21 protein-coding genes are annotated in these 24,322 nt (G+C 66.6%); 13 read left to right on the top strand and 8 right to left on the bottom strand.

All coding sequences use genetic code 11. The features are described 5' to 3' along the window. Positions 1 to 99: 99 nt before the first annotated feature. Both ACOI1H_RS08645 and ACOI1H_RS08640 read left to right on the top strand, forming a co-directional pair. On the top strand, positions 100 to 1,110 hold the full coding sequence (locus tag ACOI1H_RS08645; protein ID WP_422436681.1) for a Gfo/Idh/MocA family protein: 1,011 nt from the start codon (positions 100 to 102) through the stop codon (positions 1,108 to 1,110). Next, on the top strand, positions 1,107 to 2,828 hold the full coding sequence (locus tag ACOI1H_RS08640) for a hypothetical protein (RefSeq protein WP_422436680.1): 1,722 nt from the start codon (positions 1,107 to 1,109) through the stop codon (positions 2,826 to 2,828). Before ACOI1H_RS08645 ends, ACOI1H_RS08640 begins: the two co-directional genes overlap by 4 nt. A 12-nt stretch (positions 2,829 to 2,840) precedes the next feature. Here ACOI1H_RS08640 and ACOI1H_RS08635 read toward each other — a convergent pair whose 3' ends face one another. From ACOI1H_RS08635 to ACOI1H_RS08615, 5 genes are all read right to left on the bottom strand, one after another. Next, positions 2,841 to 4,490, bottom strand: coding sequence for a GMC family oxidoreductase (locus ACOI1H_RS08635; RefSeq protein WP_422436679.1), 1,650 nt, complete (start codon positions 4,488 to 4,490; stop codon positions 2,841 to 2,843). A gap of 99 nt (positions 4,491 to 4,589) precedes the next feature. Next, positions 4,590 to 5,648: an ABC transporter ATP-binding protein gene (locus tag ACOI1H_RS08630; RefSeq protein ID WP_422436677.1), complete on the bottom strand. Its 1,059-nt coding sequence runs from the start codon at positions 5,646 to 5,648 to the stop codon at positions 4,590 to 4,592. Further along, positions 5,648 to 6,427, bottom strand: coding sequence for an ABC transporter permease (locus tag ACOI1H_RS08625; protein ID WP_422436676.1), 780 nt, complete (start codon positions 6,425 to 6,427; stop codon positions 5,648 to 5,650). The genes ACOI1H_RS08630 and ACOI1H_RS08625 overlap by 1 nt, the downstream gene beginning before the upstream one ends. Then, on the bottom strand, positions 6,424 to 7,290 hold the full coding sequence (locus ACOI1H_RS08620; protein ID WP_422436704.1) for an ABC transporter permease: 867 nt from the start codon (positions 7,288 to 7,290) through the stop codon (positions 6,424 to 6,426). Before ACOI1H_RS08620 ends, ACOI1H_RS08625 begins: the two co-directional genes overlap by 4 nt. Before the next feature lie 66 nt (positions 7,291 to 7,356). Further along, complete coding sequence (locus tag ACOI1H_RS08615) at positions 7,357 to 8,460, bottom strand: ABC transporter substrate-binding protein (RefSeq protein WP_422436675.1); 1,104 nt, start codon at positions 8,458 to 8,460, stop codon at positions 7,357 to 7,359. Between the two features lie 175 nt (positions 8,461 to 8,635). On the opposite strand from ACOI1H_RS08615, the gene ACOI1H_RS08610 reads away from it, so the two are divergent. The 8 genes from ACOI1H_RS08610 to ACOI1H_RS08575 all read left to right on the top strand — a co-directional run bounded on the left by ACOI1H_RS08610 (position 8,636) and on the right by ACOI1H_RS08575 (position 17,762). Beyond that, positions 8,636 to 10,015, top strand: coding sequence for an ethanolamine ammonia-lyase subunit EutB (locus tag ACOI1H_RS08610; RefSeq protein WP_422436673.1), 1,380 nt, complete (start codon positions 8,636 to 8,638; stop codon positions 10,013 to 10,015). Further along, positions 10,012 to 10,785 (top strand): ethanolamine ammonia-lyase subunit EutC, encoded by a 774-nt coding sequence (gene eutC / locus ACOI1H_RS08605; RefSeq protein ID WP_422436672.1) that lies wholly within the window; start codon positions 10,012 to 10,014, stop codon positions 10,783 to 10,785. Before ACOI1H_RS08610 ends, eutC begins: the two co-directional genes overlap by 4 nt. Positions 10,786 to 10,810: 25 nt before the next feature. Continuing rightward, positions 10,811 to 11,734: a LysR family transcriptional regulator gene (locus ACOI1H_RS08600; protein ID WP_422436671.1), complete on the top strand. Its 924-nt coding sequence runs from the start codon at positions 10,811 to 10,813 to the stop codon at positions 11,732 to 11,734. A 118-nt stretch (positions 11,735 to 11,852) separates the two neighbouring features. Further along, a complete protein-coding gene (locus ACOI1H_RS08595; RefSeq protein ID WP_422436669.1) occupies positions 11,853 to 12,857 on the top strand; it encodes a Bug family tripartite tricarboxylate transporter substrate binding protein in 1,005 nt (334 codons plus the stop codon). 114 nt (positions 12,858 to 12,971) lie between these two features. Then, on the top strand, positions 12,972 to 13,535 hold the full coding sequence (locus ACOI1H_RS08590; RefSeq protein WP_422436668.1) for a tripartite tricarboxylate transporter TctB family protein: 564 nt from the start codon (positions 12,972 to 12,974) through the stop codon (positions 13,533 to 13,535). Then, positions 13,535 to 15,040 (top strand): tripartite tricarboxylate transporter permease, encoded by a 1,506-nt coding sequence (locus ACOI1H_RS08585; protein WP_422436666.1) that lies wholly within the window; start codon positions 13,535 to 13,537, stop codon positions 15,038 to 15,040. The genes ACOI1H_RS08590 and ACOI1H_RS08585 overlap by 1 nt, the downstream gene beginning before the upstream one ends. Further along, positions 15,037 to 15,879: a shikimate dehydrogenase family protein gene (locus tag ACOI1H_RS08580; RefSeq protein WP_422436664.1), complete on the top strand. Its 843-nt coding sequence runs from the start codon at positions 15,037 to 15,039 to the stop codon at positions 15,877 to 15,879. Before ACOI1H_RS08585 ends, ACOI1H_RS08580 begins: the two co-directional genes overlap by 4 nt. Next, positions 15,876 to 17,762 carry a bifunctional sugar phosphate isomerase/epimerase/4-hydroxyphenylpyruvate dioxygenase family protein gene (locus ACOI1H_RS08575; protein WP_422436663.1) on the top strand — a complete coding sequence of 629 codons (1,887 nt, stop codon included), beginning with the start codon at positions 15,876 to 15,878 and terminating at the stop codon, positions 17,760 to 17,762. The genes ACOI1H_RS08580 and ACOI1H_RS08575 overlap by 4 nt, the downstream gene beginning before the upstream one ends. On the opposite strand, the gene ACOI1H_RS08570 is transcribed toward ACOI1H_RS08575, so the two are convergent. Next, the gene (locus tag ACOI1H_RS08570; RefSeq protein ID WP_422436661.1) at positions 17,763 to 19,466 is read right to left on the bottom strand and encodes an acyl-CoA dehydrogenase; all 1,704 of its coding nucleotides are present in this window, start codon (positions 19,464 to 19,466) and stop codon (positions 17,763 to 17,765) included. Between the two features lie 80 nt (positions 19,467 to 19,546). Between ACOI1H_RS08570 and ACOI1H_RS08565 the strand changes: the two genes are divergently transcribed. From ACOI1H_RS08565 to ACOI1H_RS08555, 3 genes are all read left to right on the top strand, one after another. After that, positions 19,547 to 20,512, top strand: a complete 966-nt coding sequence (locus ACOI1H_RS08565) for an L-threonylcarbamoyladenylate synthase (RefSeq protein WP_422436659.1) — start codon at positions 19,547 to 19,549, stop codon at positions 20,510 to 20,512. 57 nt (positions 20,513 to 20,569) lie between these two features. Continuing rightward, positions 20,570 to 21,511 carry a cation diffusion facilitator family transporter gene (locus tag ACOI1H_RS08560; RefSeq protein WP_422436657.1) on the top strand — a complete coding sequence of 314 codons (942 nt, stop codon included), beginning with the start codon at positions 20,570 to 20,572 and terminating at the stop codon, positions 21,509 to 21,511. 65 nt (positions 21,512 to 21,576) lie between these two features. Continuing rightward, the gene (locus ACOI1H_RS08555) at positions 21,577 to 21,927 is read left to right on the top strand and encodes a DUF6614 family protein (protein ID WP_422436656.1); all 351 of its coding nucleotides are present in this window, start codon (positions 21,577 to 21,579) and stop codon (positions 21,925 to 21,927) included. Between the two features lie 88 nt (positions 21,928 to 22,015). Here the strand turns inward: ACOI1H_RS08555 and ACOI1H_RS08550 are convergent, their stop codons facing one another. After that, positions 22,016 to 22,342: a hypothetical protein gene (locus ACOI1H_RS08550; RefSeq protein WP_422436655.1), complete on the bottom strand. Its 327-nt coding sequence runs from the start codon at positions 22,340 to 22,342 to the stop codon at positions 22,016 to 22,018. A 16-nt stretch (positions 22,343 to 22,358) separates the two neighbouring features. Then, the gene (locus ACOI1H_RS08545) at positions 22,359 to 24,263 is read right to left on the bottom strand and encodes an OmpA family protein (RefSeq protein WP_422436653.1); all 1,905 of its coding nucleotides are present in this window, start codon (positions 24,261 to 24,263) and stop codon (positions 22,359 to 22,361) included. Positions 24,264 to 24,322 lie beyond the last annotated feature (59 nt).

Raw genomic sequence — 24,322 nt, 5'->3', positions numbered from 1 at the left:
CGCGATTGTCCGGGGCGATTGTCGGTGGCAGGGGCTTGCCAAGGACCGACATGGGGCGCTGAGTGTGCGGCAGGCGCGGGACGCGCCAAGGGGAGGACAATGATGAAGGGTGCCTTGATCGGCTGCGGGTTCTTTGCGCAGAACCAGCTGCACGCCTGGCGTAATATCGATGGCGTGGAGATCGTGGCGCTGTGCGACCGCGACGCGGGCCGTCTGTCCGACACGGCGGCGGCCTTCGGTATCCTGCGGACCGACACCGATGCAGAGGCGATGCTGGCGGCGGGCGGGTTCGACTTCGTCGATATCGCCACGACCGTCGGGTCGCATCGCGCCCTGGTCGAGGCCGCGGCGCGGGCCGGGTGTCACGTCATCTGCCAGAAGCCCTTTGCGCCAACATTGGCGGACGCGCGCGCGATGGTCGCGGCCTGCAATGCGGCGGGCAAGACCCTGATGGTGCACGAGAACTTTCGCTGGCAATCGCCGATTCAGGCCGCGCTGGCGGCGGTCCGGGCGGGCGAGATCGGGGTGCCGTTCTTTGGCCGGTTCAGTTTCCGGTCGGGCCATGACGTCTTTGCCGGTCAGCCCTATCTGGCCGAGGACAAACGGTTCATCATCGCTGATCTGGGGATTCATGTGCTGGATATCGCACGGGCGTTTCTGGGGGATGCGGAGCGGATCACGGCGACGACCCGGCGGATCAATCCGCGCATCAGGGGCGAGGATGTGGCGACCATGCTGCTGTCCCATGCGGGCGGGGCCACGAGCGTCGTCGACTGCTCTTACGCCACACGCCGGGTGCCGGAGACCTTTCCGCAGACGCTGCTGGAGATCGACGGCACGACCGGCACGCTGCGGCTGGACGTGGGCTATGCGTTGCACGTCAAAGGCGTCGTGCGGGACGTGTCGCCGCCCGTGCTGCCCTGGGCGCAGGTGCCCTGGCACACCATTCATGAAAGCGTGGCGATCATCCAGCAGCACTTTGTCGATTGCGTGCGGGCCGGGGCGGAACCGCAGACCAGCGGGCGCGACAATCTGGCGACGCTGGCGCTGGTCGAGGCGGCCTATCTGTCGGCGGCCGAGGGGCGCAGTGTCGCGCTGGCCGACCTGTGAGCCGTTTGCGAGACCTTTACGGCACCGACGAGCCGCCGGTGCCGGTCGAGGCATTTGCCTGCGGGCCGTGGTCGTTCGGGCTGGCGGGCGGGGCTCTGCGCCATATCGCGCTGCATGGGGAGGAGGCCGTGCGCGGCATCGCGTTTCTGGTGCGCGACCGGGACTGGGGGACGCTGGTGCCGCAGATCACGGGGGCGCATGTGGACCGGTCCGGCGAAAGGCTGCAGATGCGCCACACGGCCCACTATGTGAACGGTCCGGGCGTGCTGGAGGTCGCGGTCACGGTGGATGTGACGCCGGACCGGCTGGCGATGCGGGCGGTGGGCCGGGCGCGGGGCAGGTTCGAGACCAATCGCGCGGGGTTCACCGTGCTGCATCCGATCCGGGACGTGGCGGGGCAATGGCTGTCGGTCAGGCACGGCGACGACACGACCGAGGAGACGCGCTGGCCGGGTCTGATCGCGCCGTGGCAACCGGTGACGGACATCGCGGCGCTGACGCACCGGGTCGGCGGCCATCTGCTGCGCTGCGACCTTGCGGGCGACACCTTCGAGATGGAGGACCAGCGCCAGTGGGGGGATGCGTCGTTCAAGACCTACAACCGGCCCTTGGCGCGGCCTTGGCCCTATGTGATCGACGAGGAGGCGGTGCTGGATCAGAGCGTGACCTTGACCTGGCAGAAAGCGGCGCGCTCTGTGGTGGTGTCACCGGCACCACGCGCCGCCCAGCCGCCGTTCCCCGACATGGCGCTGGTCATCACACCGCAGGACGCGCGGCGGCTGGCCGGGTCGCCTGCGGATGTGGACATCGTGGCACCGCAGCGCCTGCTGTGCCATCTGGATGCGACGCTGGGCGATGTGGCGGGGCAGTGCGCGGCCTTTGCGGCGGCGCAGGCGGTCTGTCCCGCCCAGACCTTCGATCTGGAACTGGTTGCGGTCTGCGCGGGCGACCCGGGTGCGGAACTGCAGGCGATCGCTGTGGCGATGGCGCAGGCGGGGTTTGCGCCAGCGAGCATGATTGTCTGCCCAGCCGTGGACCGCCAATCGACGCCGCCGGGGTCGGAGTGGCCGGACTGTCCACCGTTGGAGGCGATTCACGCGGCGGCGGCGGTGGCCTTTGCAGGGTTGATCCGGGGCGGCGGCATGGTCAGCTTCTTTCCTGAGTTGAACCGCAAGCGCCCGCCGATGGACCTATTGGACTTCGTGGCGTTCGGCTTGTGCCCCATCGTGCATGACGCAGGCGACGCCGCGGTGATGGAGACGCTGGAGGCAGTGCCGGCGATCATGGCCTCGGCCCGGCACATCGCGGGGGACCGGGCGGTGCGGATCGGACCGGCGACCATCGCGATGCGGCAGAACCCCTACGGCAGCCGCACCATCCCCAATCCGGGCGCGGAACGGCTGTGCATGACCGACGACGACCCGCGCCACCGGGCCCGGTTCGGGGCGGCCTATGCGCTGGGGCTGGCTGCAGCACTGGCCCCGGCGGGCGCGAAGGTCTGGACGCCGGCGGGACTATACGGTCCGCGCGGGGCCGAGGCGGACTGGCCGATCACGCAGGTGCTGCGGGCGCTGGCGCGCGTTGCCAGGCAGACCGTGCAAGAAGCCCGCGTGAACGGGGGACGGGCGGTGTTGGCGGTGGGTGACACGACATTTGCGGCGAACCTGACCGACCGGGACAGGCCGGACCTGCCCGCCTATGGCTGGCGGATGGCCTGATCTGTCAGGGCCTCAGACCCCCGCCAGCACCCAGGCGGCGGCCTTTTCGGCGATCATCAGGGTGGGTGCGTTGGTGTTGCCGCTCGTGATCTCGGGCATGACGCTGGCGTCCACGACGCGCAGACCCGCCACGCCCTTGACCCGCAGGTGCGGGTCGAGGACGGCGGCAGGGTCGTCGGGGTGTCCCATGCGGACCGTGCCGACCGGGTGAAAGATCGTGCTGGCGATATCTCCCGCCAGCTTGGCCAGCTCCGCGTCGCTTTGGTATTGCGGACCGGGCTTGTATTCCTCGGGCGCGTAGGGGGCCATTGCGGGCTGGGCCATGATCTCTCGCACCTGCCGCAGGCTGTCGGCCGCGACCTTGCGGTCGTCGGCGGTGGACAGGTAGTTCGGCGCGATCAGCGGCGCATCGCGGAAATCCCGCGACCTGATCTGCACCTGTCCCCGGCTGGTCGGGTTCAGGTTGCAGACGCTGACGGTCATCGCCGGAAAGGCGTGCAGCGGATCGCCGAACGCCTCCAGGGACAGCGGCTGGACGTGGTATTCGAGGTTGGGATGGGCGCGCGATGGGTCGGACAGGGTGAAGGCCCCGAGCTGGCTGGGGGACATGCTCATCGGGCCGGTGCGGCGGAACAGGTATTCCGCGCCGATCAACGCCTTGCCGAACAGGGTCGCCGCGAGGGTGTTGAGGGTCCTGGTGCCCTTGACCTTGAACACGGCACGGATTTGCAGGTGGTCCTGCAGGTTCAGGCCGACGGGGGCATCGAGCGCCACGTCGATGCCGTGCGCCTTTAGAACGGACGCGGGGCCGAGTCCTGACAGTTGCAGGATCTGCGGCGAGTTGATCGCACCGGCGCAGAGGATCACTTCTTTCGCGGCGGCGACGGGCGTGGACTGCCCCGCCCGGTCCACCACGGCCCCGGTGCAACGCAACGCGCCGCTGTCGTCGCGGGTCAGGGTCAGCCTTTCAACCTGCGCCTCGGTCCAGACGGTCAGGTTGGCGCGCTTTTTCGCGGGGCGTAGAAACGCCTTGGAGGTGTTCCAGCGCCAGCCGGACCGCTGGTTCACGTCGAAATAGCCGACGCCCGCGTTATCGCCCGCGTTGAAGTCGTCGGTTGGCGCGATGCCGGTCTGGGTCGCAGCCTTTGCAAAGCTGTCGAGGATGTCCCAGCGCAGGCGCTGCTTTTCGATCCGCCATTCGCCGCCCGATCCGTGCATGTCGGAGAACCGGCTGTTGTCGCCGGTGGCGGGGTCGGCCCCGTGGTCAAGCTTGTAGTGATCCTCATGCGCCTTGAAGTCGGTCAGGGACCGGTCCCACGACCATGCCTTGTCGCCGGTCAGCGCCGCCCAGTTGTCATAGTCGCGGGCTTGGCCGCGCATGTAGATCATGCCGTTGATCGACGAACAGCCACCCAGCGTCTTGCCCCGCGGATAGCGCAGGGTGCGGCCGTTCAGGCCGGCGTCGGGCGCGGTCTGGTACATCCAGTCGGTGCGCGGATTGCCGATACAGTAGAGATAGCCGACGGGAATGTGAATCCAGTGGTAGGTGTCGCGCCTGCCCGCCTCGAGCAGCAGGACTCGGTTCGCGGGGTCGCGGGACAGGCGGTTGGCCATCAGGCACCCGGCGGACCCCGCCCCGATGACGATGTAGTCGTAGGTCATGCGCGCCCCCTGTCTGTCCGGGGCGAGCCTAGGACTGCGGGCGGCGGAAGGCCAACGTCAATTCCGGCGAGCGCGATGCGGCGCAGGGTGTCGTGGCCTTCAGTCGACCAGTGCCACCAGACCGTCGGGGGGCAGGCTGATCGTGACCTCTTGCCCGATCACCGGCGGCGGGGTCTGCGCGCGGTTGAAGGTATCGAGCGTCAGGGCCTGCTGGCCCAGATCGGCGGTGATGCGGATGATCGCACCGAGGAACTGCACCTCGGAAATGTGACCGGTCAGCGTCACGTCGCCGGGGTCGCCGTGGCCGAGGGTCGCGGATTCGGGACGCATGGCCAGCGTGATCGGCGCACCCGCTGCGGCCTGCACTGGACGGTTCAGCGCGACAGGATGGCCGCCCAGCGTCACGGTGCCGGTGGCGGCGTCGGTGACGGTCGCTTGAAACGTGTTCAGCGTACCGACGAAGCCCGCGACAAAGCGGGTGGCGGGACGATTGTAGACCTCGTACGGGGTGCCGATCTGGTCGGCGCGGCCCTGGGTCATGACGACGACGCGGTCGGACATCGACAGCGCCTCTTCCTGATCGTGGGTCACGAAGATCGTGGTGATGCCAAGCCGTTGCTGGATGCTGCGGATCTCGCGCCGCAGGCTGGTGCGGATTTTCGCATCGAGGGCCGAGAGGGGTTCGTCAAGCAGCAGCACCTTGGGCCGGACGGCCAGCGCGCGGGCCAGTGCGACGCGCTGCTGCTGCCCGCCCGAGAGCTGGAAGGGATAGCGGTTGCCAAGATCGGCAAGGCCGATGAGGGACAGCATCTCCTTCACGCGGTCGGCGGTCTCGGTCTTGCTCACGCCAGCGACCTTCAACCCGAAGGCCACGTTCTGCGCGACGGTCAGGTTGGGAAACAGGGCGTAGGCCTGAAACACCATGCCGATGTTGCGCTGGTTCGACTTCAGGTTGGTGACGTCCTGACCGTCGATGGTGATGGTGCCCGCGCTGGGGTCCTCGAACCCGCCGACCATGCGCAGCACGGTGGTCTTGCCGCAGCCCGAGGGGCCGAGGAGTGAAATGAATTCTCCCTTCTCGATCGCGAGGTTGAAGTCCTTGACGACGTGGTTGGCCCCGAAGGACTTGTCGAGGTGAGAGAGGTCGAGGAAGGCCATCACTGCGCCCCTTTGTGTCTGGAGAGGCGGGCGACCAACTGGATCAGGCCCATGCAGAACCACGTGATCGCAAAGGCGATGACGGCGAGCGCTGCGGGTTCATAGGCGCGGTTGGCGCCGAGGATCTGCATGTAGGGGCCGAAGGCGGGCCGGTTCAGCAAGGCGGCCATGGTGAATTCGCCGACGACGATGGCCAGCGTCAGGAATGCGCCCGACAGGACGGCCCCCAGCACGTTGGGCAGGATTAGCTGTGCCATGATGCGGAACCAGCCGGCACCTAGCGATTGCGCGGCCTCGGTCAGGGTTGCCACGTCGATGGTGCGCAGGCCGGTGTCGACGGCGCGGTACATGTAGGGCAGGGCGAGGGTGGCATAGCCGAACATCAGCAGCAGGTTCGTGCCGGTGACGCTGCCCGTCAGCGGCAGAAAGCTGGAGGTGTTGTAAAGCCGGATGTAGCCGAAGACGACGACGATGGCGGGAATGACCAGCGGCAGCAGGGTGATGAATTCGACCACCGGCCGCAGGCCGGGCATTTTCAGCTGCACCCAATAGGCGGTCGGCACGACCAGCAGCACGCCGAAGACGATGGTCAGCAGCGCCATGACGAGCGAATAGACGAAGGTGGCCTGAAACTGCGGATCGGCCAGCACGACGCGGTAGGCGTCCAGCGAATAGACGCCCCTGCGCATCGACAGCGAGAATTCCATCATCCCGATCATCGGCATCAGGAAATAGAGGCAGCCCAGAAGGATGACGCCATAGGCCGCGATGCGGTTCATTTCAGCCACCTTTCGGCCCGCAGGCGCAGCACGATATAGAGCGTGTTGGCGGCCCCGGTGATGACGATCATGCCGAAGGCCAGCGCGTAACCGAGGTTCGGATTGCCCAGCACGTCGCCCCTGATCTGCGCATAAAGCAGGATCGGCGCGATGTTCAGCGACGGACCCGTCAGGGCGATGGCGGTGGCGACGGCTCCGAAGGCATTGGCGAACAAGAGCGCCATCGTGCCAAGGATCGAGGGGAACAGGATCGGAAAGGCAACCATGCGCCAGTATTGCAGGCGGGTGGCCCCCAGGATCTCCGCGGCCTCTCGCCATTCCTTCTTCAGCCCCTCGAGTGCGGGTGTGATGATGAGGATCATCAGCGGGATCTGGAAGAACAGGTAGGTGACAATCAGGCCCCAGGTGGACAACAGGTTCCAGCCATACATGCGCAGGTTGATGCCCCATTCCGTGCGCAGATACATGGTGATCAGGCCCGCAGGCCCGATGGTCGCGATGAAGGCGAAGGCCAGCGGCACGCCCGCAAAGTTCGAGGCGACGCCGGAGAACGTCAGCAGCGGGCTTCTGACGCGGTTGGAGATGCCGCCCAGCGTCATTGCGGCCGCCATCGCGAAACCGATCAGGCAGCCGAGCAGGGCGGACAGGAAGCTGACCTTGATCGACACCCAGTAGGCGCTGAGGATCGAGGGGGTGTTGAGGTCGAGGATGTTCTGGAAGGTGAAGCCACCGGCGGGCGTGCGGAAGGCACCGATCACGATGAACAGGGTCGGCGCGATCAGGAACAGGCCCGTGAAGGCCATGAAGGGGACCATCCCCACCCACTTCTGCGCTGTCGCCGTGATCGCCGAATGTCGCGCCATTGCGCCCCGCTGGTCAGAACTGCGTCCCCCGGAGTGGTCCGGGAGACGCCATGTCATGTCAAGGGCTTACTGGACGTTTGCGCCCACAACCGAGTCCCAGCCCGCGACGACTGCGGCGTTGTTCGCGTTCACCTGATCGAGCGTCGGGAACACGGCGGCTTCATAGGCTTCCGCGGGCGGCAGGGCGTCCATCAGCTCTTGCGGGACGGCATCGTTGGCGACCAGATCGTTGAACCGGATCGGGTGGCAGTAGCCCGCGAGCCAGCCCAGCTGCCCTTCGTCGGAATAAAGGTATTCCATCCAGAGTTTTGCCGCGTTCGGCTGCGGCGCGTGGGCGCTGATCGCCTGCACATAGACGCCGGCGAGGACGGCGTCCGAGGGCACCACGACCTCGACCGGGGGGTTGCCGTTCAGGGTGTCGCGGGCGGCAAGTCCGTTGTAATCCCACTGGATCACGATGGGCGTGGTCCCCTGCGCCAGCGTGCCGGCCTTGCCGATGACGGGGACGAAGTTGCCCGCGGCGTTCATCTCGGCAAAATATTCCAGACCGGCCTGCGCAGCAGCCTCGCCCGGTTCGGCACCGCGCGACATGCCGGCGGCCATGACGGCCAGGATCGCCTGGTTGGACGCGCGCGGATCACCGGCCAAAGCGACGGCCCCGGCATATTCCGGCTTCAGCAGGTCGGCGAAGGAGGTCGGCACGTTGTCCACCAGATCGGTGTTCACGAGGAACGACATGACGCCGTAGTAATCGCCGTACCAATAGCCGTCGGCATCCTTGGCACCGTCGGGGATCGTGTCCCAGGTCGAGACCTTGTAGGGCTGGATCAGGCCTTCTTCCTGGGCGGCGGGGCCAAAGGACAGGCCGACGTCGATCACGTCGGGGGCCTGCGGGCCGGTGTTGCCGACGTTGGCGCGGATCGCCTCAAGCTCGTCCGCGGACCCTGCGTCGGGGTTCAGCTCGTTGACCTCGATCTCGGGGTATTTGGCCTTGAAGCCGTCGATCACGGCACCATAACCGCACCAGTCATGGGGCAGGGCGATGGTGGTCAGGCGGCCTTCGGCATTGGCGGCGGCGATGAGTTCGTCCATCGACTGGGCCTGTGCCAGCGGTGCGGACAGCAGCGAGAATACGCTGGCGGTCGTCAGCAGGGTCGTTTTCGAGATCATGGGATGCTCCGATCATGATTGCGGTAGTGCACGGGGGCAGCGGTTAACCCTGCCGTATGACATTCGTGTGAAGACGTTAACGGCGGCGCGCATGATTGCAAGCGTCATGCAGTGCAGGGTCTTTCCGTTTGACCCGCGCGCTGTAGGATGCGGCGGAACGAAGGGAACCGGGACCATGCCCAGCCGCTATCGCACGACCATCGGCGGCCATGTGCACGCCTTCGCGTCATTGGCGCAGGTCATGGCACAGGCGACGCCGGACCGCGCAGGCGACCGGCTTGCCGGGGTCGCGGCACGGACGGCGCAGGTGCGGGCGGCGGCACAGATCGTGCTGGCCGATGTGCCGCTTGCGACCTTTCTGACCGATGCGCTGATTCCCTACGAGGCTGACGCGGTGACGCGGCTGATTATCGACACGCACGACGCCGCGGCCTTTGCGCCGGTGTCGCATCTGACGGTGGGCGATTTCCGCGACTGGCTGCTGAGCGATCTTGCGACGCCGGCAGCGCTGGCGGCATTGCGCCCCGGCATCACACCGGAAATGGCGGCGGCGGTGGCCAAGATCATGCGCAATCAGGATCTGATCCTTGTCGCCCAGAAATGCCGGATCACGACCGCCTTTCGCGGCACCATCGGGTTGCCGGGGCGGCTGTCGACGCGCATCCAGCCGAACCATCCGACGGACGATGTGAACGGGATCGCGGCCTCGATTCTGGACGGGCTGATGTATGGTGCGGGCGATGCGGTCATCGGGATCAATCCGGCGACCGACAACGTGGGGCAGGCCGAGCGGTTGCTGCACCTGATGGCAGACATCATCGACGGCTACGATATCCCGACGCAATCCTGCGTGCTGACTCACGTGACGAACACGCTGGACTGCATCGAGAATGGCGCGCCGGTCGACCTCGTGTTCCAGAGCGTTGGCGGGACCGAGGCGACGAACGACGCCTTTGGTTTCACGCTGGCGCATCTGTCCGAGGCGCGGGAGGCGGCGCTATCGCTGAACCGCGGCACGGTGGGGCGCAACGTCATGTACTTCGAGACAGGGCAAGGGTCGTCCCTGTCGGCGGGCGCACATCACGGGCTGGACCAGCAGACCTGCGAGGCGCGGGCTTACGGCGTGGCAAGGCACTTCGATCCGCTGCTGGTGAATACCGTCGTGGGCTTCATCGGGCCGGAATACCTGTATGACGGGCGAGAGATCGCGCGGGCGGGGCTGGAGGATCATTTCTGCGGCAAGCTGCTGGGCCTGCCGATGGGCTGCGATATCTGTTACACCAACCACGCCGAGGCGGATCAAAACGACGTCGACACGCTGATGACGCTGTTGGGCGTGGCGGGCGTCAGCTTCATCATGGGGGTGCCGGGATCGGACGACATCATGCTGAACTACCAGTCCACGTCGTTCCACGATGCCCTCTATCTGCGCCGGGTGCTTGGGTTGAAGCCCGCGCCGGAGTTCGAGGCCTGGTTGGGACGCATGGGGATCATGGACGGCGACCTTCGGCTGGGCGACGGGATGCCCGACCGCTTTGCGCGGGCGCTGCCATGAGTGTCACTGACAATCCCTGGCGACGGCTTCGGGCCTTTACCGATGCGCGCATCGGCATGGGGCGGGCGGGCGTCAGCCTGCCGACGGCAGAGCTTCTGGCGTTTCAGTCGGCCCATGCGCAGGCGCGCGATGCGGTGCATGTGCCGCTGGACGTGACGCGACTTGTGACCGTTCTGGGTGCCGTCGCGGGGCTGGCCCCTGCGGTGGTCTGCGCGTCGCAGGCGACTGACCGCGCCGATTACCTGCGCCACCCGGACAAGGGGCGCAGGCTGGCGGACGGGATTGATTTGCCAATGGACGCACCGGACCTTGCGCTGGTCATCGCGGACGGGCTGTCGTCCCGGGCCGTGCAGGATCATGCGGCGCAGATGGTTGCGGCACTCGTTGCGGCCCTGCCGCAGGTGCGGTTTTCGGTGCCGGTGATCGTGACACAGGGCCGCGTCGCGGTGGGCGACAACGTCGGTGCGCGGCTGGGCGCGCAGGCGGTGCTGGTCCTGATCGGGGAAAGACCGGGGTTGTCCTCGCCGGATTCGCTGGGACTTTATTTTACCTTTGCGCCGCAGGTCGGACTGACGGATGCGCGACGCAACTGCATTTCCAACGTGCGCCCGGCCGGTCTGGGTTTTGCGCAGGCGGCGGGGCGGCTCGCTTGGCTGCACGATCAGGCGCGCAGGCTGGCGACATCGGGCGTGGCGTTGAAGGATCGGTCCGTGGCACCGGACGCCATCGCGGGTGCTGCGCACAGTTTCCTGTCGCCGCCGCGGAATTGATCCAGACCGGGGGGAAGGGGAGGCGATGCGGGACATCACGCTGCGACAGGTCGAGGTGATCCGCGCGGTCATGCTGCGCGGCACGATCAACGGCGCGGCCGAACACCTTGGCGTGTCGGCCCCCGGCATCAGCCGCCTGATCAAGCACACCGAGGATTCGCTGGGCATCCGCCTGTTCGAGCGGCGCGGCGGCCTGTTCGTGCCCTCGATCGAGGCGGGTGCGGTCTTTGACCAGATCCGGCAGGTCTACAAGGGCGTCGAGAACCTGCAACAGGCGCTGGGGTCCTTGCAGAAGGGCGAGGATGTGCGGCTGTCCTTCGCCTCTGCCCCGTCCGTCGCGCAGTTCATCGCCGACCGCGCGATCCGCAACGTGCGCGGCGCTTGTCCGGACCTGTTCATCGACGTCAACATCCTCAAGATCGAGGAGACGCTGGATTACTTGCTGCTGGAACGCGGCGAGTTCGTCATCATGTCGTCGCATGTCGACAACCCCGGCATCGACAGCACGCCGATCGCCGAGGGGCGGCTGGTGGCCATCCTGCCGGACGGGCACAAGCTGGCCGCGCAGGCGCAGGTCACCGTCGCCGATCTGGCGCAGGAGCCGCTGATCGGTGTGGAGCCGGACGATCCTTACGGCGCGATCATGGCCAAGCCGTTTCGCGATGCGGGGATCGAACCGCGCTACGTCATGCGTGGTCGGTTCGCGCAGACGGTCGTCAGCCTTGTGCGGCACGGGCTGGGGGTCGCGCTGATCGACGAATTTTCCGTGGCAGAGGTCTATATGCCCGGCCTTGTCCGGCGACCGCTGGCGGAACTGGCCCCGATCACGATCTACGTTGTCGCCAAGACCGGGCGCAGCATGTCGCACTTTGCCGACTTCACGATCCGCCAATTCCGCAAGGAACTGGCCGAGGCGCATGGCCACTGGAACAATCCGGCGCGCGATTAACATGAGGTTAATACCCGAGACAAATGGGCATTTGACGTTACCGGGCCTTGGCGGTCATAAGCATCGGCGAGCGTGCGGGGTGGAGGCCCTGCACAGGAACATCCAGGGAGAACTTCACATGAAGACGATCATTCTGGGTGCCGTTTCGGCACTCGCACTTGGCCTGACCGCCGCGCAGGCGCAGGATTATCCGACGAAGGAAATCCAGGGCATCATCCAGTGGGGGGCCGGCGGGTCCACCGACACGGTCATGCGTGCCGTGACGCCCCACGCCGAGGAAATCCTGGGCGGCACCGTCGTCATGCAGAACATGACCGGCGGCGTGGGCGCCATTGGCCTGAACTACGTGGCCGACGCAGAGGCCGACGGCTACACCCTGCTGATGGGCGCGGAAAACCCGCTGCTTTACAAGGTCATGGGGCTTGGCGACAAGGATTACTCCGATTTTACCGCGATCAACCTGCTGGCACGCGGCACGCCGATTCTGGTCGCCAACAACGACGTGCCCTTCGACGACTACGCCGGCATGATGCAGTACATCGCCGACAATCCGGGCGAGCTGAAGCTGGGTTCGACCGGACCCGGCGGCCTGGCGTCGGTCATCACCGCGATGATGGACTCGGTCGAGGGCGATCTCGACGTGATCGCGGTGCCCTATGACGGCGACGGCCCGGCGCTGACGGCGTTGCAGGGCGGAGCCATCGACGTGATGCCCGCCGTGCTGGGTGCATCCATCGAAGGCATCCGCGCCGGCACGATGAAGCCCATCGCGCTGTTCGACACCGTGGCCTCGGACAAGCTGCCGGACGTGCCGACCATCGTGTCCGCCAACCCGGATTATGAGGCCTATCTGCCCTGGGGGCCGTTCTTTGGCATCTTCGTCAAGGCCGGCACGCCGGACGATGTGGTGGCCAAGTTGACGGACGCCTATGCGCAGGCCAGCCAGAACCCCGGCTTTCTGCAACTGATGGACGACCGCGGGTTCACGATGATGAACATCAGCGGTGAAGAGGCGCAGGCGTTCCTGGACACCTGGCAGCAGAACACCGCATGGCTGTTGCAGGATGCGGGCCTGGCCACGACATCGCCCGAAGAGTTCGGCATCGCCAAGCCCGCCGAATAAACGCGCGGCCAGCGGGGCGCGGCCACGCCCCCTGACGCCAATGGGCGCCGCCTTCGATGCGAAGTGCGGCGCCCTTTTCACACGTGACGCGACAGTCTGTCTGGGGAGGACACGATGACCACACCGGAACCGATCCACCACGACGGCAGCAGTGATGCGCTGCCGGGCGGCTACACGGCGCAGCGCCGACCGGGAGAGTTGGCCTTTGCGATCTTCCTTGCGCTGGCAAGCCTTGGCCTGCTGTGGAACGCCTACGGCATCGCCGGATTCTCCAAGTTGTCATCGGCCGGTGCGATCCCGATGGCGACCGCAGCGGTCATGGTCCTGACGGCGGTGATCGTCGTGGTGCACACGGCGCGCCAGCCAGTCGTGGCCAAAGAGAGCATTGCCCGCGACATCCTGCCCGGTGTCGTGATCCTGTTCGTGGGCCTGCTGGTGGGCTACGCGGTGCTGCTGCGCCCCTTCGGATTCCTTCCGACGTCTGCGCTGTTCCTGATCGTCGGCGTCAAGGTGCTGTCGCGCCGGGGCTGGGGATTCACGGTGGGCGTGTCGTTGGCCAGTCTTCTGGTGATCTGGCTGATCTTCCGCATCGTGTTTTCCGTCCTGATGCCCGCCGGGATCGTGCCAGAGGCCGAGGCCGTGCAGATGCTGCGCAATCTGTTCGGAGGCGTGCAGTGATGGACACGCTGATGGCTTTCCTGACGGTCTTTACCCAGCCGCAGCTTTTCCTGCTGGTCGGCGTCGGCACCTTTGCAGGCGTCTACGTCGGGGCGATCCCCGGCCTGTCGGTGACGATGGCGGTGTCGATCCTGATCTCGTTCACCTTTTCATGGGAGGTCTATCCGGCCATCGCGCTGATGATCGGCATCTACATGGGCGGCGTCTATGGCGGGTCGCGCACGGCGATCCTGCTGAACATCCCTGGCGCGCCGTCGGCGATCGCCACGGCGATGGATGGTTACCCGATGGCGCAGAAGGGCGAGGCGGGGACGGCCATTGGTGTCACCACGGTCATGTCCTTCATCGGCGGCTTCATCGGTATCATCGTGCTGGCGCTGGCAGCACCCTTCGTGTCGGACTTTGCGCTGGGTTTCCAGCCGCGCGACTACATGCTGCTGGCGGTCCTCGGGATCCTGCTGGTGGGGTCGTTGTCCACCGGGTCACTGGTCAAGGGCATCTTTGCCGGGGCGCTGGGGATCGCGATCGGTGCCGTGGGCCGCGATCCTCTGACCTTCGCCGAACGCTTTACCTTCGACTTCCGCCTGCTGGAGGGCGGGATTTCCTTCATCGCCGTGATGATCGGCATGTTCGGCGTGTCCGAGGCGCTGATGCAGTTGCAGCACGCCGACAAGACCGCCGTGCGCCAGAAGATCAGCCGCATCGTGCCGTCCTGGAGGACAGTCAGGAAGCATCTGCCCCTGTCGCTGCAAACCTCGTCCATCGGTGTCATCATCGGCGCGCTGCCCGGCACCGGCGGCGACATCGCCGCATTGATGGCCTACGACCACGCCAAGCGCGTCACCCGCAACCCCGAGGTGCCGTTCGGTCAAGGCGCAATGGAGGGGCTGGTGGCCCCCGAGACCGCGAACAATGCCGCCGTCGGGGGGGCCTTCATTCCGATGCTGACGCTGGGCATCCCCGGCGATGCCGTCACGGCCATCATGATCGGCGCGCTTTTCATCCACGGCATGAATCCCGGCCCGATGCTGATGATCGACCAGCCGCAGATGTTCTGGTTCATCGTGGGCGCGCTGTGCGTCGCCAACTGTTTCATGCTGTTGTTCGGCCTGACGGGGATCAAGCTGTTCACGAAGATCGTCGAGATGCCGCGCGCCGTGCTGATCCCGCTGATCATGCTGCTGTCCATCGTCGGGGCCTATGCGGTGAATAACGCGATCACGGATGTCTACTGGATGCTGGCGTTCGGCGTGTTCGGCTATTTCATGCGGCACTACGGCTATCCGCTGGGGCCGGTGATCCTGGGCGTGATCCTGAGCCGGCTGCTGGATGACAACTGGCGCCGCGCGATCATATCAGAGCGTGAGGATCTGTGGCGATTCCTTGGCGGCATCCTGTCCAGCCCGCTGTCCGCCGTCCTGTTCGTCGCGGTGATCCTGATCTTCGTCAGCCAGACGCCATTCTGGGCGCGGGGCAAGGCGATGTTGCGAAAGGGCAAGGCATGAAGGCGCTGAAACTGGGGCTCATCGGCGACAACATCGCACGGTCACGCTCGCCCTTGCTGCACCGGCTGGCGGGGCGGCAGAACGGCGTCGACGTGACCTATGACCGGCTGGTGCCGAAGGACCGGCAAGAGACCTTCGCAGAGGTTTTTGCCGACTGCCTGGACGGCGGGTATCGCGGGATCAACGTGACCTATCCCTACAAGGAAGTCGTGACGCAGGGCCTGCACATCGACGACCCCCTGGTCAGGGCCATCGGGGCGGTGAACACGGTGATTTTTCACCCGGACGGGCCGCGTGGGCACAATACCGACTATTCCGGGTTCACGGCCGCCTATGGCCGCGTGCGGGGCGATGCGGACACTGGGCCGGTGCTGATGATCGGCACGGGCGGTGTCGGGCGGGCGGTGGCCTTTGGGCTGATCGCGCTGGGGGCCACGGACCTGCGGCTCGTGGACCGTGATCTGACCAAGGCAGAGGCACTGGCCGCCGACCTGCGCCGCGCGTCGCCGGGCATGGCGGTCAGGACCGGCACCGATGCGGTGGCGGCGGCGCGGGGGGCGGGGGGCTTGATCAACTGCACACCCGTCGGCATGGTCGGTTACGACGGCACCCCCTTGCCGGGCAACGCGATGGCGGGCGCGGACTGGGCATTCGACGCGGTCTATACACCGGCCGACACGCAGTTCCTGACCGATGCGGCGGCTGCCGGGTTGCAGGTGATTTCCGGGTGGGAGCTGTTCTTTTATCAGGGCGTCCACGCCTGGGCGTTCTTCGCCGGGCTGCCGCTGGACGAGGACCGGCTGCGCCACGATCTTATCCACGCGAAGGATGACGCATGAAAACCTCGATCGCGACCGTATCCGTATCCGGCAACCTGCGCGAGAAGCTGGAGGCGATTGCCGCGGCCGGGTTCGACGGGGTGGAAATCTTTGAACAGGATTTCATCGCCGACGACCGCAGCCCGCGCGACGTGGGCGCAATGATCCGCGATCACGGGCTGGAGGTCACGCTGTTCCAGCCGTTCCGCGATTTCGAAGGGTTGCCGGAGCCGCTGCGGGCCAAGGCGTTCGACCGCGCGCGGCGCAAGTTCGACCTGATGGGCGAACTGGGGACCGACCTGATGCTGGTTTGTTCAAGCTGCCATCCCGAGGCGCTGGGTGGCATCGACCGGGCTGCCGACGACTTTGCAGAGCTTGGCGCGATTGCCGCCGCCCAGGGTGTGCGCGTCGGGTTCGAGGCGCTGGCCTGGGGGCGGCATGTGAACGACCACCGCGACGCCTGGGAGATCGTGCGCCGTGCGGATCACCCGAATATCGGCCTGATCGTGGACAGCTTTCACACGCTGGCCCGCCGCATCGACCCGGACAGCCTGCGGCGGGTGCCGGGGGATCGCATCTTCTTCATGCAACTGGCCGATGCGCCCAAGATCGACATGGACCTGCTCTATTTGTCGCGCCATTTCCGCAACATGCCGGGCGAAGGTGATCTGGACGTCGCCGGGTTCACCCGCGCCGTGATGGCCGCAGGCTATGCGGGGCCGGTCAGCCTGGAGATCTTCAACGACCAGTTTCGCGGAGGATCGCCCCTGCGCGTTGCGCGCGACGGCTATCGTTCGCTGATCGCGCTGATGGACGATGTGCGCCGCGCCGAACCGGAGGCCCATGTCGTCATGCCCGCCTGCCCGCCGCGTGCCGGGGTGGAAGGCGTGGCCTTCATCGAATTCGCGTCGCGCGGGGCGGACGCAAAGGCGCTGGCGCGGCTGCTGGAAACACTGGGGTTCGCGCGCGTTGGACAGCACAAGTCCAAGCGGCTGACGCTGTGGCAGCAAGGCGACATCCGCATCCTCATCAACGCAGAGCCGGGCGATCTGGCGGCGTCGATCTACAATGCGCATGGCACGAGCATCTACGACATCGGGCTGGCGGTCGGTTCGGCTGCCGACACGACGGCGCGGGCCAAGGCCCTGGGGGCCGACCCCTTTGCGCAGAACCTGAGCCCCGGACAGACGGCTATTCCCGCAATTCGGGGGTTGGGAGGGAGCGTGCTGCATTTCCTCGACCACTCTCAGGCGTTGTCGGACGTCTGGACGGCAGAGTTCGATGCGATTGTGCCCGCGACGGCGGGTGTCGGCCTGACCCGGATCGACCACATCGCGCAAACCATGACCTATGACGAGATGCTGAGCTGGTCGCTGTTCTACACCTCTCTTTTCGCGATGTCGAAGGCACCTGTGGTGGACGTGACGGACCCGGATGGGCTGGTGCGCAGCCAGGCGTTGCAGACGCCCGAACGGACGTTCCGGATCACGCTGAACGGTGCGGAAAGTCACCGGACCTTTGCAGGGGCGTTTCTGGCCGACAGCTTTGGCGCGCCGGTGCAGCATGTGGCGCTGGCCACCGACGACATGCTGGCGACGGCGCGCGCCTTGGCGAAGGCGGGATTCGAAAGCCTGCCGATGCCGCAGAACTACTATGCCGACCTCGAATCCCGGTTCGACATTCCGGCTGAGCTGATGGCCGACCTCAAGCGGTTCAACATCCTGTACGATGCCGACGCGCAGGGCGTGTTCCTGCAACTTTACTCTCGCCCCTTTGCGGGGGGAATGTTCTTTGAAATTCTGCAACGGCAGGGCGGTTTCGACGGCTACGGGGCCGCGAATGCGCCGTTCCGGATCGCGGCGCAAAAGCGGTTGCTGCGCGGCAAGGCTGTGCCGCGCAGCTGATCAGGCGGCCAGATCGTCCGGTGTGATCGCCAGCAGATCGGCGGAGCCTTCGCGCACATGGGCCAACAGGCCCGTGACCTCTGGCAACAGACGCTTGATGTAGAAGGTGGCAAGGCGGGCGCAGCCCGCGTCGCCATGGATCGCGGCGGCCAGATGCGCGTGTCCGCCCAGAACGCGGGCAAAGGCCGCAAGGTAGGGCACGGCGCCGGAGAAGCGCTGTTGCAGGTCGTCCTGCGCGGTCAGCCAGTCGGTGGTTTCCTGCAAATCCTCTGCCGCCTGCCAGACGGCTTCGGCAAGGTCCGCGTGGCTGGCGCGGGCAGCTTCGGCCCCGGCGCGGATCTCCTCGATCAGCAGTTTTGCGGCCTCGCCACCGTCCATCAGCTTGCGGGCGACAAGGTCCATCGCCTGGATGCCGTTGGTGCCCTCGTAGATCGCGGTGACGCGCACGTCGCGTAGATATTGGGCGGCACCCGTCTCTTCGATAAAGCCCATGCCGCCGTGGACCTGCACGCCCAAGGACGCGACCTTGATCCCCGTATCGGTGCCGAAGGCCTTGGCGATGGGGGTGAGGAAGGCGGCGCGGGCGCGCCAGCCGGCGTCGTCAGTGGCTGCGGCCATGTCGATGGCGCAGGCGCACATCATGGCAATGGCGCGGGCGGCAAAGGTGTCGGCTTTCATCTCGGCCAGCATCCGGCGCACGTCGGCGTGTTCGATGATGCTGCCGGTGCCCCCCGCCTTGCCCTGCTTGCGGTCCTGCGCATAGGCCAGTGCGTGCTGATAGGCCCCTTCGGCCACGCCGATGCCCTGGGTGCCAACGCCGAGGCGGGCGTTGTTCATCATCGTGAACATCGCCGCCATGCCGCCGTTTTCCGGCCCGACCATCCAGCCCACCGCACCGGAATACTCCATCACCGCTGTCGGGCTGCCGTGCAGGCCCAGCTTGTGTTCCAGTGACACGACCCGCAGGTCGTTGGCCTTGCCGGGGTTGCCGTCCGCATCGGGAATGAATTTCGGGACAAGGAACAGGCTGATCCCCTTGGTTCCCGCCACGCCGTCCGGCAGGCGCGCCAGCACCAGATGGCAGACGTTGTCGGTAAAGTCGTTGTCCGCCCAGGAGATGTAGATCTTCTGCCCGGTGATCGCATAGGTGCCGTCGCCGTTGTCCGTCGCCTTGGTGCGCAGGGCACCCACATCGGACCCGGCCTGCGGTTCGGTCAGGTTCATCGTGCCGCACCATTCGCCCGAGATCAGCTTGGGGATGTAAAGATCGCGGAGGGTGTCGCTGGCGTGATGCTCCAGTGCCTCGATCTGACCTTGCGTCATCAGCGGGTTCAGCTGCAAGGCAAGACAGGCGGCGGACATCATGTCGTTGACGGCCGTCGTCAGCGCCATCGGCAGACCCATGCCACCATTCGCTGGGTCGGCGGACATCCCGATCCAGCCGCCCTCTGCAATCGCCCGGTAGCCTTCGGCGAAACCGGGGGACGTGCGCACGACGCCGTTTTCCAGATGCGCGGGGTGCAGGTCGCCCGCGCGGTTCAGCGGGGCCAGCACTGCCTCGCACATCTTTGCGGCCTCGGTCAGGATGGCGTCGGTCATGTCCGGCGTCGCCTCGCTGAAGCGGTCGGTCGCGGCGACGGCGTCGAAACCGGCGACGTGGTCCAGCAAAAAGCGGAAATCGGCGACGGGCGCGCGGTATGGCATGGCTGGTCCTCCTGAGGTGTGCTTGGCAATGCGGCGACGGGCCGCTATGCAGGCGCAATCCTGACCAAGGTAGCCACCCCATGCAATCGCGCAATGACAACGCCACGTCAGAAACCGCCATCCTTGGCGCGGATGCGAACGGGCTGGCGCAGGCCGCTGCGGTGTTGCAGCGCGGGGGATTGATCGCTTTCCCGACCGAGACGGTCTATGGTCTTGGGGCTGACGCGCGGCAACCTGTCGCGGTGGCGGGCATCTATGCGGCCAAGGGGCGGCCCAGCTTCAACCCGCTGATCGTGCATGTGGCCGATCTTGCTGCGGCAGAGGCGTTGGTCACGTTCACCCCGCTGGCCCGACAGCTGGCGCAAGCGTTCTGGCCCGGCGCGCTGACGCTGGTGCTGCCGTTGCGGCCGGATGCCGGAATTTCGTCGCTGGTGACGGCGGGGCTGACGACGCTTGCGGTGCGGGTCCCGGATCATCCTGTCGCGCGGGGCCTGCTCCGCGAATTTGGCGGGCCGGTTGCCGCGCCAAGCGCCAATCCTTCTGGCCGGATCAGCCCGACCACGGCGGCGCATGTGCTGGCCGGGCTCGCGGGCCGAATCGATGGCGTGATCGACGGCGGGGCCTGCGGCGTCGGGCTCGAGTCGACGATCCTTGACATGACCGGCGACCCGGTGCTTCTGCGCGCCGGCGGCGTGCCGGAGGAGGCGCTGGAAAACGCGTTGGGCGGGCTGTTGCGGCGACCGACGGGCGACGCAATCACGGCACCCGGCATGATGGAAAGCCATTATGCGCCGCGTGGCACGGTGCGGCTGAACGCAACGGAACCGCGACCGGGCGAGGTACTGCTGGGCTTTGGCGCGGTGGCCGGGCATCTGACGCTGTCGCGCAACGGCGATCTGCGCGAGGCTGCGGCGAACCTGTTCGACTGCCTGCACCGACTTGACGCGATGTCGGCCAGTGCCGTCGCCGTGGCACCCGTGCCCGGTCATGGACTGGGGGCGGCGATCAACGACCGCCTGCGCAGGGCCGCGGCGCCCCGCCCCTGAAACGCTGATGCATTACCGGGTGCCGCCCGGCACCGAAGGATCGACAAGGGGACTGGCATGGCCGGACATCATCATCACGTGGACCCGGCGACAGGTGACCGGCGCATCGTGGCCGCCGTGGGCGTCAACCTGCTGCTGACGGTGACGCAGATCGTCGGCGGCATCCTGTCGGGCAGCCTCGCGCTGATTGCGGATGCGATCCACAACCTGTCGGATGCGCTGGCGCTGGTGATTGCGTTCGGTGCACGCCGAATTGCGCGCAGGCCGGCCGACATGGCCATGACCTTTGGCTATGCGCGGGCCGAGGTCGTGGCGGCGTTGATCAACTATACGACGCTGATCGTGATCGGCCTATGGCTGGTCTACGAGGGCGTATCGCGGCTGATCTCTCCCGAGGGGGTGAACGGCTGGCTGGTGATCTGGATCGCGGTCGCGGCGTTGGTGATCGACCTGATCACGGCGGCGCTGACCTATGCCATGAGCAAGTCCAGCATGAACATGCGCGCGGCCTTTCTGCACAATGTCAGCGATGCGCTTGGATCGGTTGGCGTGATCGTGGCGGGGGTGCTGATCCTGCGGTTCGGCTGGACCTGGGTCGACCCGGTCGTGACGCTGGCAATCGCAGGCTACATCCTGTGGCAGTCCGTGACCGAGATCGGGCCGGTGATCCGCCTGCTGATGCTGGGCAGTCCGGCCGGGTCGGATGGGGCGGCGATCGTGGCGGACATGCGTGCGGTGGCGGGTGTCGCTGACGTCCACCATGTTCACCTGTGGATGATCGACGAAGAGCGCACGTCGGTCGATGCCCATGTCGTGGTGACCGAAGGCGACTGGGGGCGCGCCGATGCGATCAAGGCCGCCGTGCGGCAGACCCTTGCGGCGCACGGCGTCACGCGCGCGACGCTGGAGGTCGAATGCAGCCGGCATGCCTGTCACGGCGCGCAACTGATCGGTGATCCTGACCCCGGACTCCGGGCCCACGCCCATCACGGTCATTGAGGCCGTTCACGATTTGTCAGGACGAAGCGGCGATGCTGGCCCCGCGCTGAATGGGGAGCATGGTCGTGAATTACTATACCTGCGGAATCGATCTGAAGGACGATGCCAAGGCCGTCGCCTTTGCCGTCGCGATCGAGGCCTGGATGTCGCTGTTGCAGACGAACGGCAAGATCCATTCCTGGGGGCCGTGTCGTCGCAAGCTGGGTTTCGGTGCGCCCCGCGCCCGCGACTTCCAGCTCGAGATCGAGGTGGAGGACATGACGCAACTGGACAAGGCGTTTCGCTTTACCGCGTCGGGGGCCGCGAACGTCGAGAGGCTTTACACGACGGTGCATCAGATGGTGGGAGAGGTCGATGTCGCGCTGTATCGTCCGTTCCCCGATCCCGAACGCGCGGAACGGATGGCGCTGATCTGACGTGGCGGGCGTCCGACCGGCGACTGAATTCACGGGTGCGGCCTTGTCGTGAAAACGACGCCGATGCTCGCGCATCAGGTCGGGCAGGTCAGCCGGCGTTCTGGCGGTCGATGTAGCTGCGGTATTCCTCGGCCTCTTGCCGGGCGTCGCGCAGGCCCTCCATCGCGGCCCGCAGTTCGGCTTCGGTCTGCGACAGCTGGTTGGTGATCTCGGCCTCGCGCTGTTGCAGGTAGGTGATTGCCTGGTCGCGGGTCTCTTCCGCCTCGTGGAGGGCCTGCGCCATGCGGTCGAGTTCGCCGATCTCTGCCTTGGTCACGCGGGTCGCGCGGTTCACCAACCAGCTTGCGAACCAACCCAGCACGAAGGCGACGAAGAGGATGATCGCCGTGGCAATGATGAATTCGGTGCGGTTCACGGGCAGGTCCTGACGGTCATTTGGTCGTTTCGGGGGCCGGATCGGACTCCGGTTCGGATTCTGTATCGGTGTCGGCGTCGCTTTCTACTTGCTCCAGCGTCGTGGGTTCTTCCACGGTCTGTGTCAATGAAAAGGCGATACGGCGATTTTCCTCGCGACCCTCATCGGTGTCATTGTCCGCAATGGGATCGGCTTCGCCAAAGCCTGTTGCGGTAAAAGTGCCGATCGGCACCCGGCGCATGCGCAGCGCGTCGAGGACCGCCTCGGCGCGGGACTGCGAGAGCGCGAGGTTCATCTCCTCGCCGCCCTGGCTGTCGGTATAGCCTGCGATCTGCAGGGCGAGGTCGGGGCATCGCTCCAGCGTTTCTGCAATATCGTCGAGGATCGGCTGGGAGTCCGACGTGAGCGAGGCGGAACCGGGGTCGAAGACGATCTTGCGCCCTTCGGTCACCGTGGCGATGTTCGCGAGACATTCGTCGGGCGTCGGCAATCCGGCGGCGGGGTCGAGTTCCTTGACATAGGTGATGTCGAGGTCGGCCTCGGCGGTCTGGCCCAGCTTGTCGATCAGCAGGTTGGTGACGATGGCAGGCGCATTGGCATTGCCGGTGTTGCCGGTGACCTTCACGAGGTCCGGCGTGACGGTGACGCTGCCGTTCACGAGCTGCGCCAGCACCTCGACCCCGGCAAGGACGCGGACTCCCCAGTCCTGCGGCAATTCACCACCGACGCGGGTCCCCATCGTGATGTTGGCCGCGCCGAATTTCGCGGCAGCATAGTTTTCGACGGTCATGTTCGCCAGATCGTCGATGACACGGCCGCGCAACTGCACGCCGCCTTCGGGGCTGCGGGTGGCCGCGAAGGTTGGCGGGCCTTCGGCTGTCGCCTCGACGGGGCGGGGCAGGTCGGTCGTCAGGGCAAAGACTTTGGGCAAGGCGTTTTCCAGCACGCCCGCCACCCGTTCGAAGGTGTCCTGATCCGTCGATTCAAGGCCCACGAGCGTGATGTCCGTGTCGGCGATCGTGACGGTGCCGCCGCCGATGTCGGCCACCGCCTTGATTGCCAGCGCGTTGGCCTGCCCCCAGGTGCGCGACGGCACGCCCAGTGCCTGGACGCAGGGCGACCGGCCGTCAAAGCCCGCGGCGGTCGCCGCTTCGACGATCTGCTGTTCGGTTTCCGTGCTGTCGACCGCGCAGGCGGCAAAGCGGGCCCCGTCGCCGTCGATGGTGAAGCGCGTCGTATAGGGCGAAATCACCGGGCGCGGCGCTGTTATGCGCACCTCGCGGCGGACGCCGGCCGGCACATTGCGGGCCAGTGCGGTCTCGAAGCTGGCTTTCTGGTCGGCGCTGTCGGCGATGGCGGTGACCGCGACACGGTTCTGGGTCACGGAAATCTTGGACCGTGGCAGCAGGTCGAGCGCGCGCAGGGCGTAGTCCATCGCGGCACGCCAGGTTGGCGGGACAGGATAGTCGGCGGTTTCCAGAAGGTCGGTGACAGGGGCACCGTCGGCGATCCGGGCGATGCGCGCGTCCAGCGCGTCGCGATCGCTGCCGAGGGGGATCAGGCCGATGATCGATATCCCGGTGTCGCCGCGCAACACCTCGACCGCAAAGTCTGGTGCGGCAATGCCGGCGGTGTCGGTGACGGACAGGTTGTCGATGACGCGGCTGGCGTCCACGACCCGCCCTGCGGTGGAAATCGCGCGAAAGCGCGCCGCCTCGGTCGGGGCCTCGCCTTCGAGGATGATCTGAAGGCCGTCGCCCAGCACGCTGGCCCAGGACATCTCGGCGTCGACTAGATCCTCTTGCACGGCGACGACCGAGACATCCTCGACCACGGCGACGGTGGCGCGGGCGGCGAAGGTGCAGGCGACGGCGGCGAGCACGAAGACGCCGATGCGCAGAAAGAGGTGGGACAGGCGCATGGCCGGGACTCCTTGGTCTTGGGCTGGCGCCGGTCTAGGCCTGACGGCGGGGGGGTGCA

This window comes from Loktanella sp. DJP18, from assembly GCF_049310965.1.
Lineage (GTDB): Bacteria > Pseudomonadota > Alphaproteobacteria > Rhodobacterales > Rhodobacteraceae > Loktanella.
Note: the sequence above shows the minus strand (reverse complement) of the source record. Positions and strands in the feature narration are given on the sequence as shown.

What these genes read in the sequence shown, in the direction of transcription:
- ACOI1H_RS08645 (WP_422436681.1), top strand. Translation starts at nt 100, where the DNA reads ATGATGAAGGGTGCCTTGATCGGCTGCGGGTTCTTTGCGCAGAACCAG.
- ACOI1H_RS08635 (WP_422436679.1), bottom strand. Translation starts at nt 4,490, where the DNA reads ATGACCTACGACTACATCGTCATCGGGGCGGGGTCCGCCGGGTGCCTG.
- ACOI1H_RS08630 (WP_422436677.1), bottom strand. Translation starts at nt 5,648, where the DNA reads ATGGCCTTCCTCGACCTCTCTCACCTCGACAAGTCCTTCGGGGCCAAC.
- ACOI1H_RS08625 (WP_422436676.1), bottom strand. Translation starts at nt 6,427, where the DNA reads ATGAACCGCATCGCGGCCTATGGCGTCATCCTTCTGGGCTGCCTCTAT.
- ACOI1H_RS08620 (WP_422436704.1), bottom strand. Translation starts at nt 7,290, where the DNA reads ATGGCGCGACATTCGGCGATCACGGCGACAGCGCAGAAGTGGGTGGGG.
- ACOI1H_RS08615 (WP_422436675.1), bottom strand. Translation starts at nt 8,460, where the DNA reads ATGATCTCGAAAACGACCCTGCTGACGACCGCCAGCGTATTCTCGCTG.
- ACOI1H_RS08610 (WP_422436673.1), top strand. Translation starts at nt 8,636, where the DNA reads ATGCCCAGCCGCTATCGCACGACCATCGGCGGCCATGTGCACGCCTTC.
- eutC (WP_422436672.1), top strand. Translation starts at nt 10,012, where the DNA reads ATGAGTGTCACTGACAATCCCTGGCGACGGCTTCGGGCCTTTACCGAT.
- ACOI1H_RS08600 (WP_422436671.1), top strand. Translation starts at nt 10,811, where the DNA reads ATGCGGGACATCACGCTGCGACAGGTCGAGGTGATCCGCGCGGTCATG.
- ACOI1H_RS08595 (WP_422436669.1), top strand. Translation starts at nt 11,853, where the DNA reads ATGAAGACGATCATTCTGGGTGCCGTTTCGGCACTCGCACTTGGCCTG.
- ACOI1H_RS08590 (WP_422436668.1), top strand. Translation starts at nt 12,972, where the DNA reads ATGACCACACCGGAACCGATCCACCACGACGGCAGCAGTGATGCGCTG.
- ACOI1H_RS08585 (WP_422436666.1), top strand. Translation starts at nt 13,535, where the DNA reads ATGGACACGCTGATGGCTTTCCTGACGGTCTTTACCCAGCCGCAGCTT.
- ACOI1H_RS08580 (WP_422436664.1), top strand. Translation starts at nt 15,037, where the DNA reads ATGAAGGCGCTGAAACTGGGGCTCATCGGCGACAACATCGCACGGTCA.
- ACOI1H_RS08575 (WP_422436663.1), top strand. Translation starts at nt 15,876, where the DNA reads ATGAAAACCTCGATCGCGACCGTATCCGTATCCGGCAACCTGCGCGAG.
- ACOI1H_RS08570 (WP_422436661.1), bottom strand. Translation starts at nt 19,466, where the DNA reads ATGCCATACCGCGCGCCCGTCGCCGATTTCCGCTTTTTGCTGGACCAC.
- ACOI1H_RS08565 (WP_422436659.1), top strand. Translation starts at nt 19,547, where the DNA reads ATGCAATCGCGCAATGACAACGCCACGTCAGAAACCGCCATCCTTGGC.
- ACOI1H_RS08560 (WP_422436657.1), top strand. Translation starts at nt 20,570, where the DNA reads ATGGCCGGACATCATCATCACGTGGACCCGGCGACAGGTGACCGGCGC.
- ACOI1H_RS08545 (WP_422436653.1), bottom strand. Translation starts at nt 24,263, where the DNA reads ATGCGCCTGTCCCACCTCTTTCTGCGCATCGGCGTCTTCGTGCTCGCC.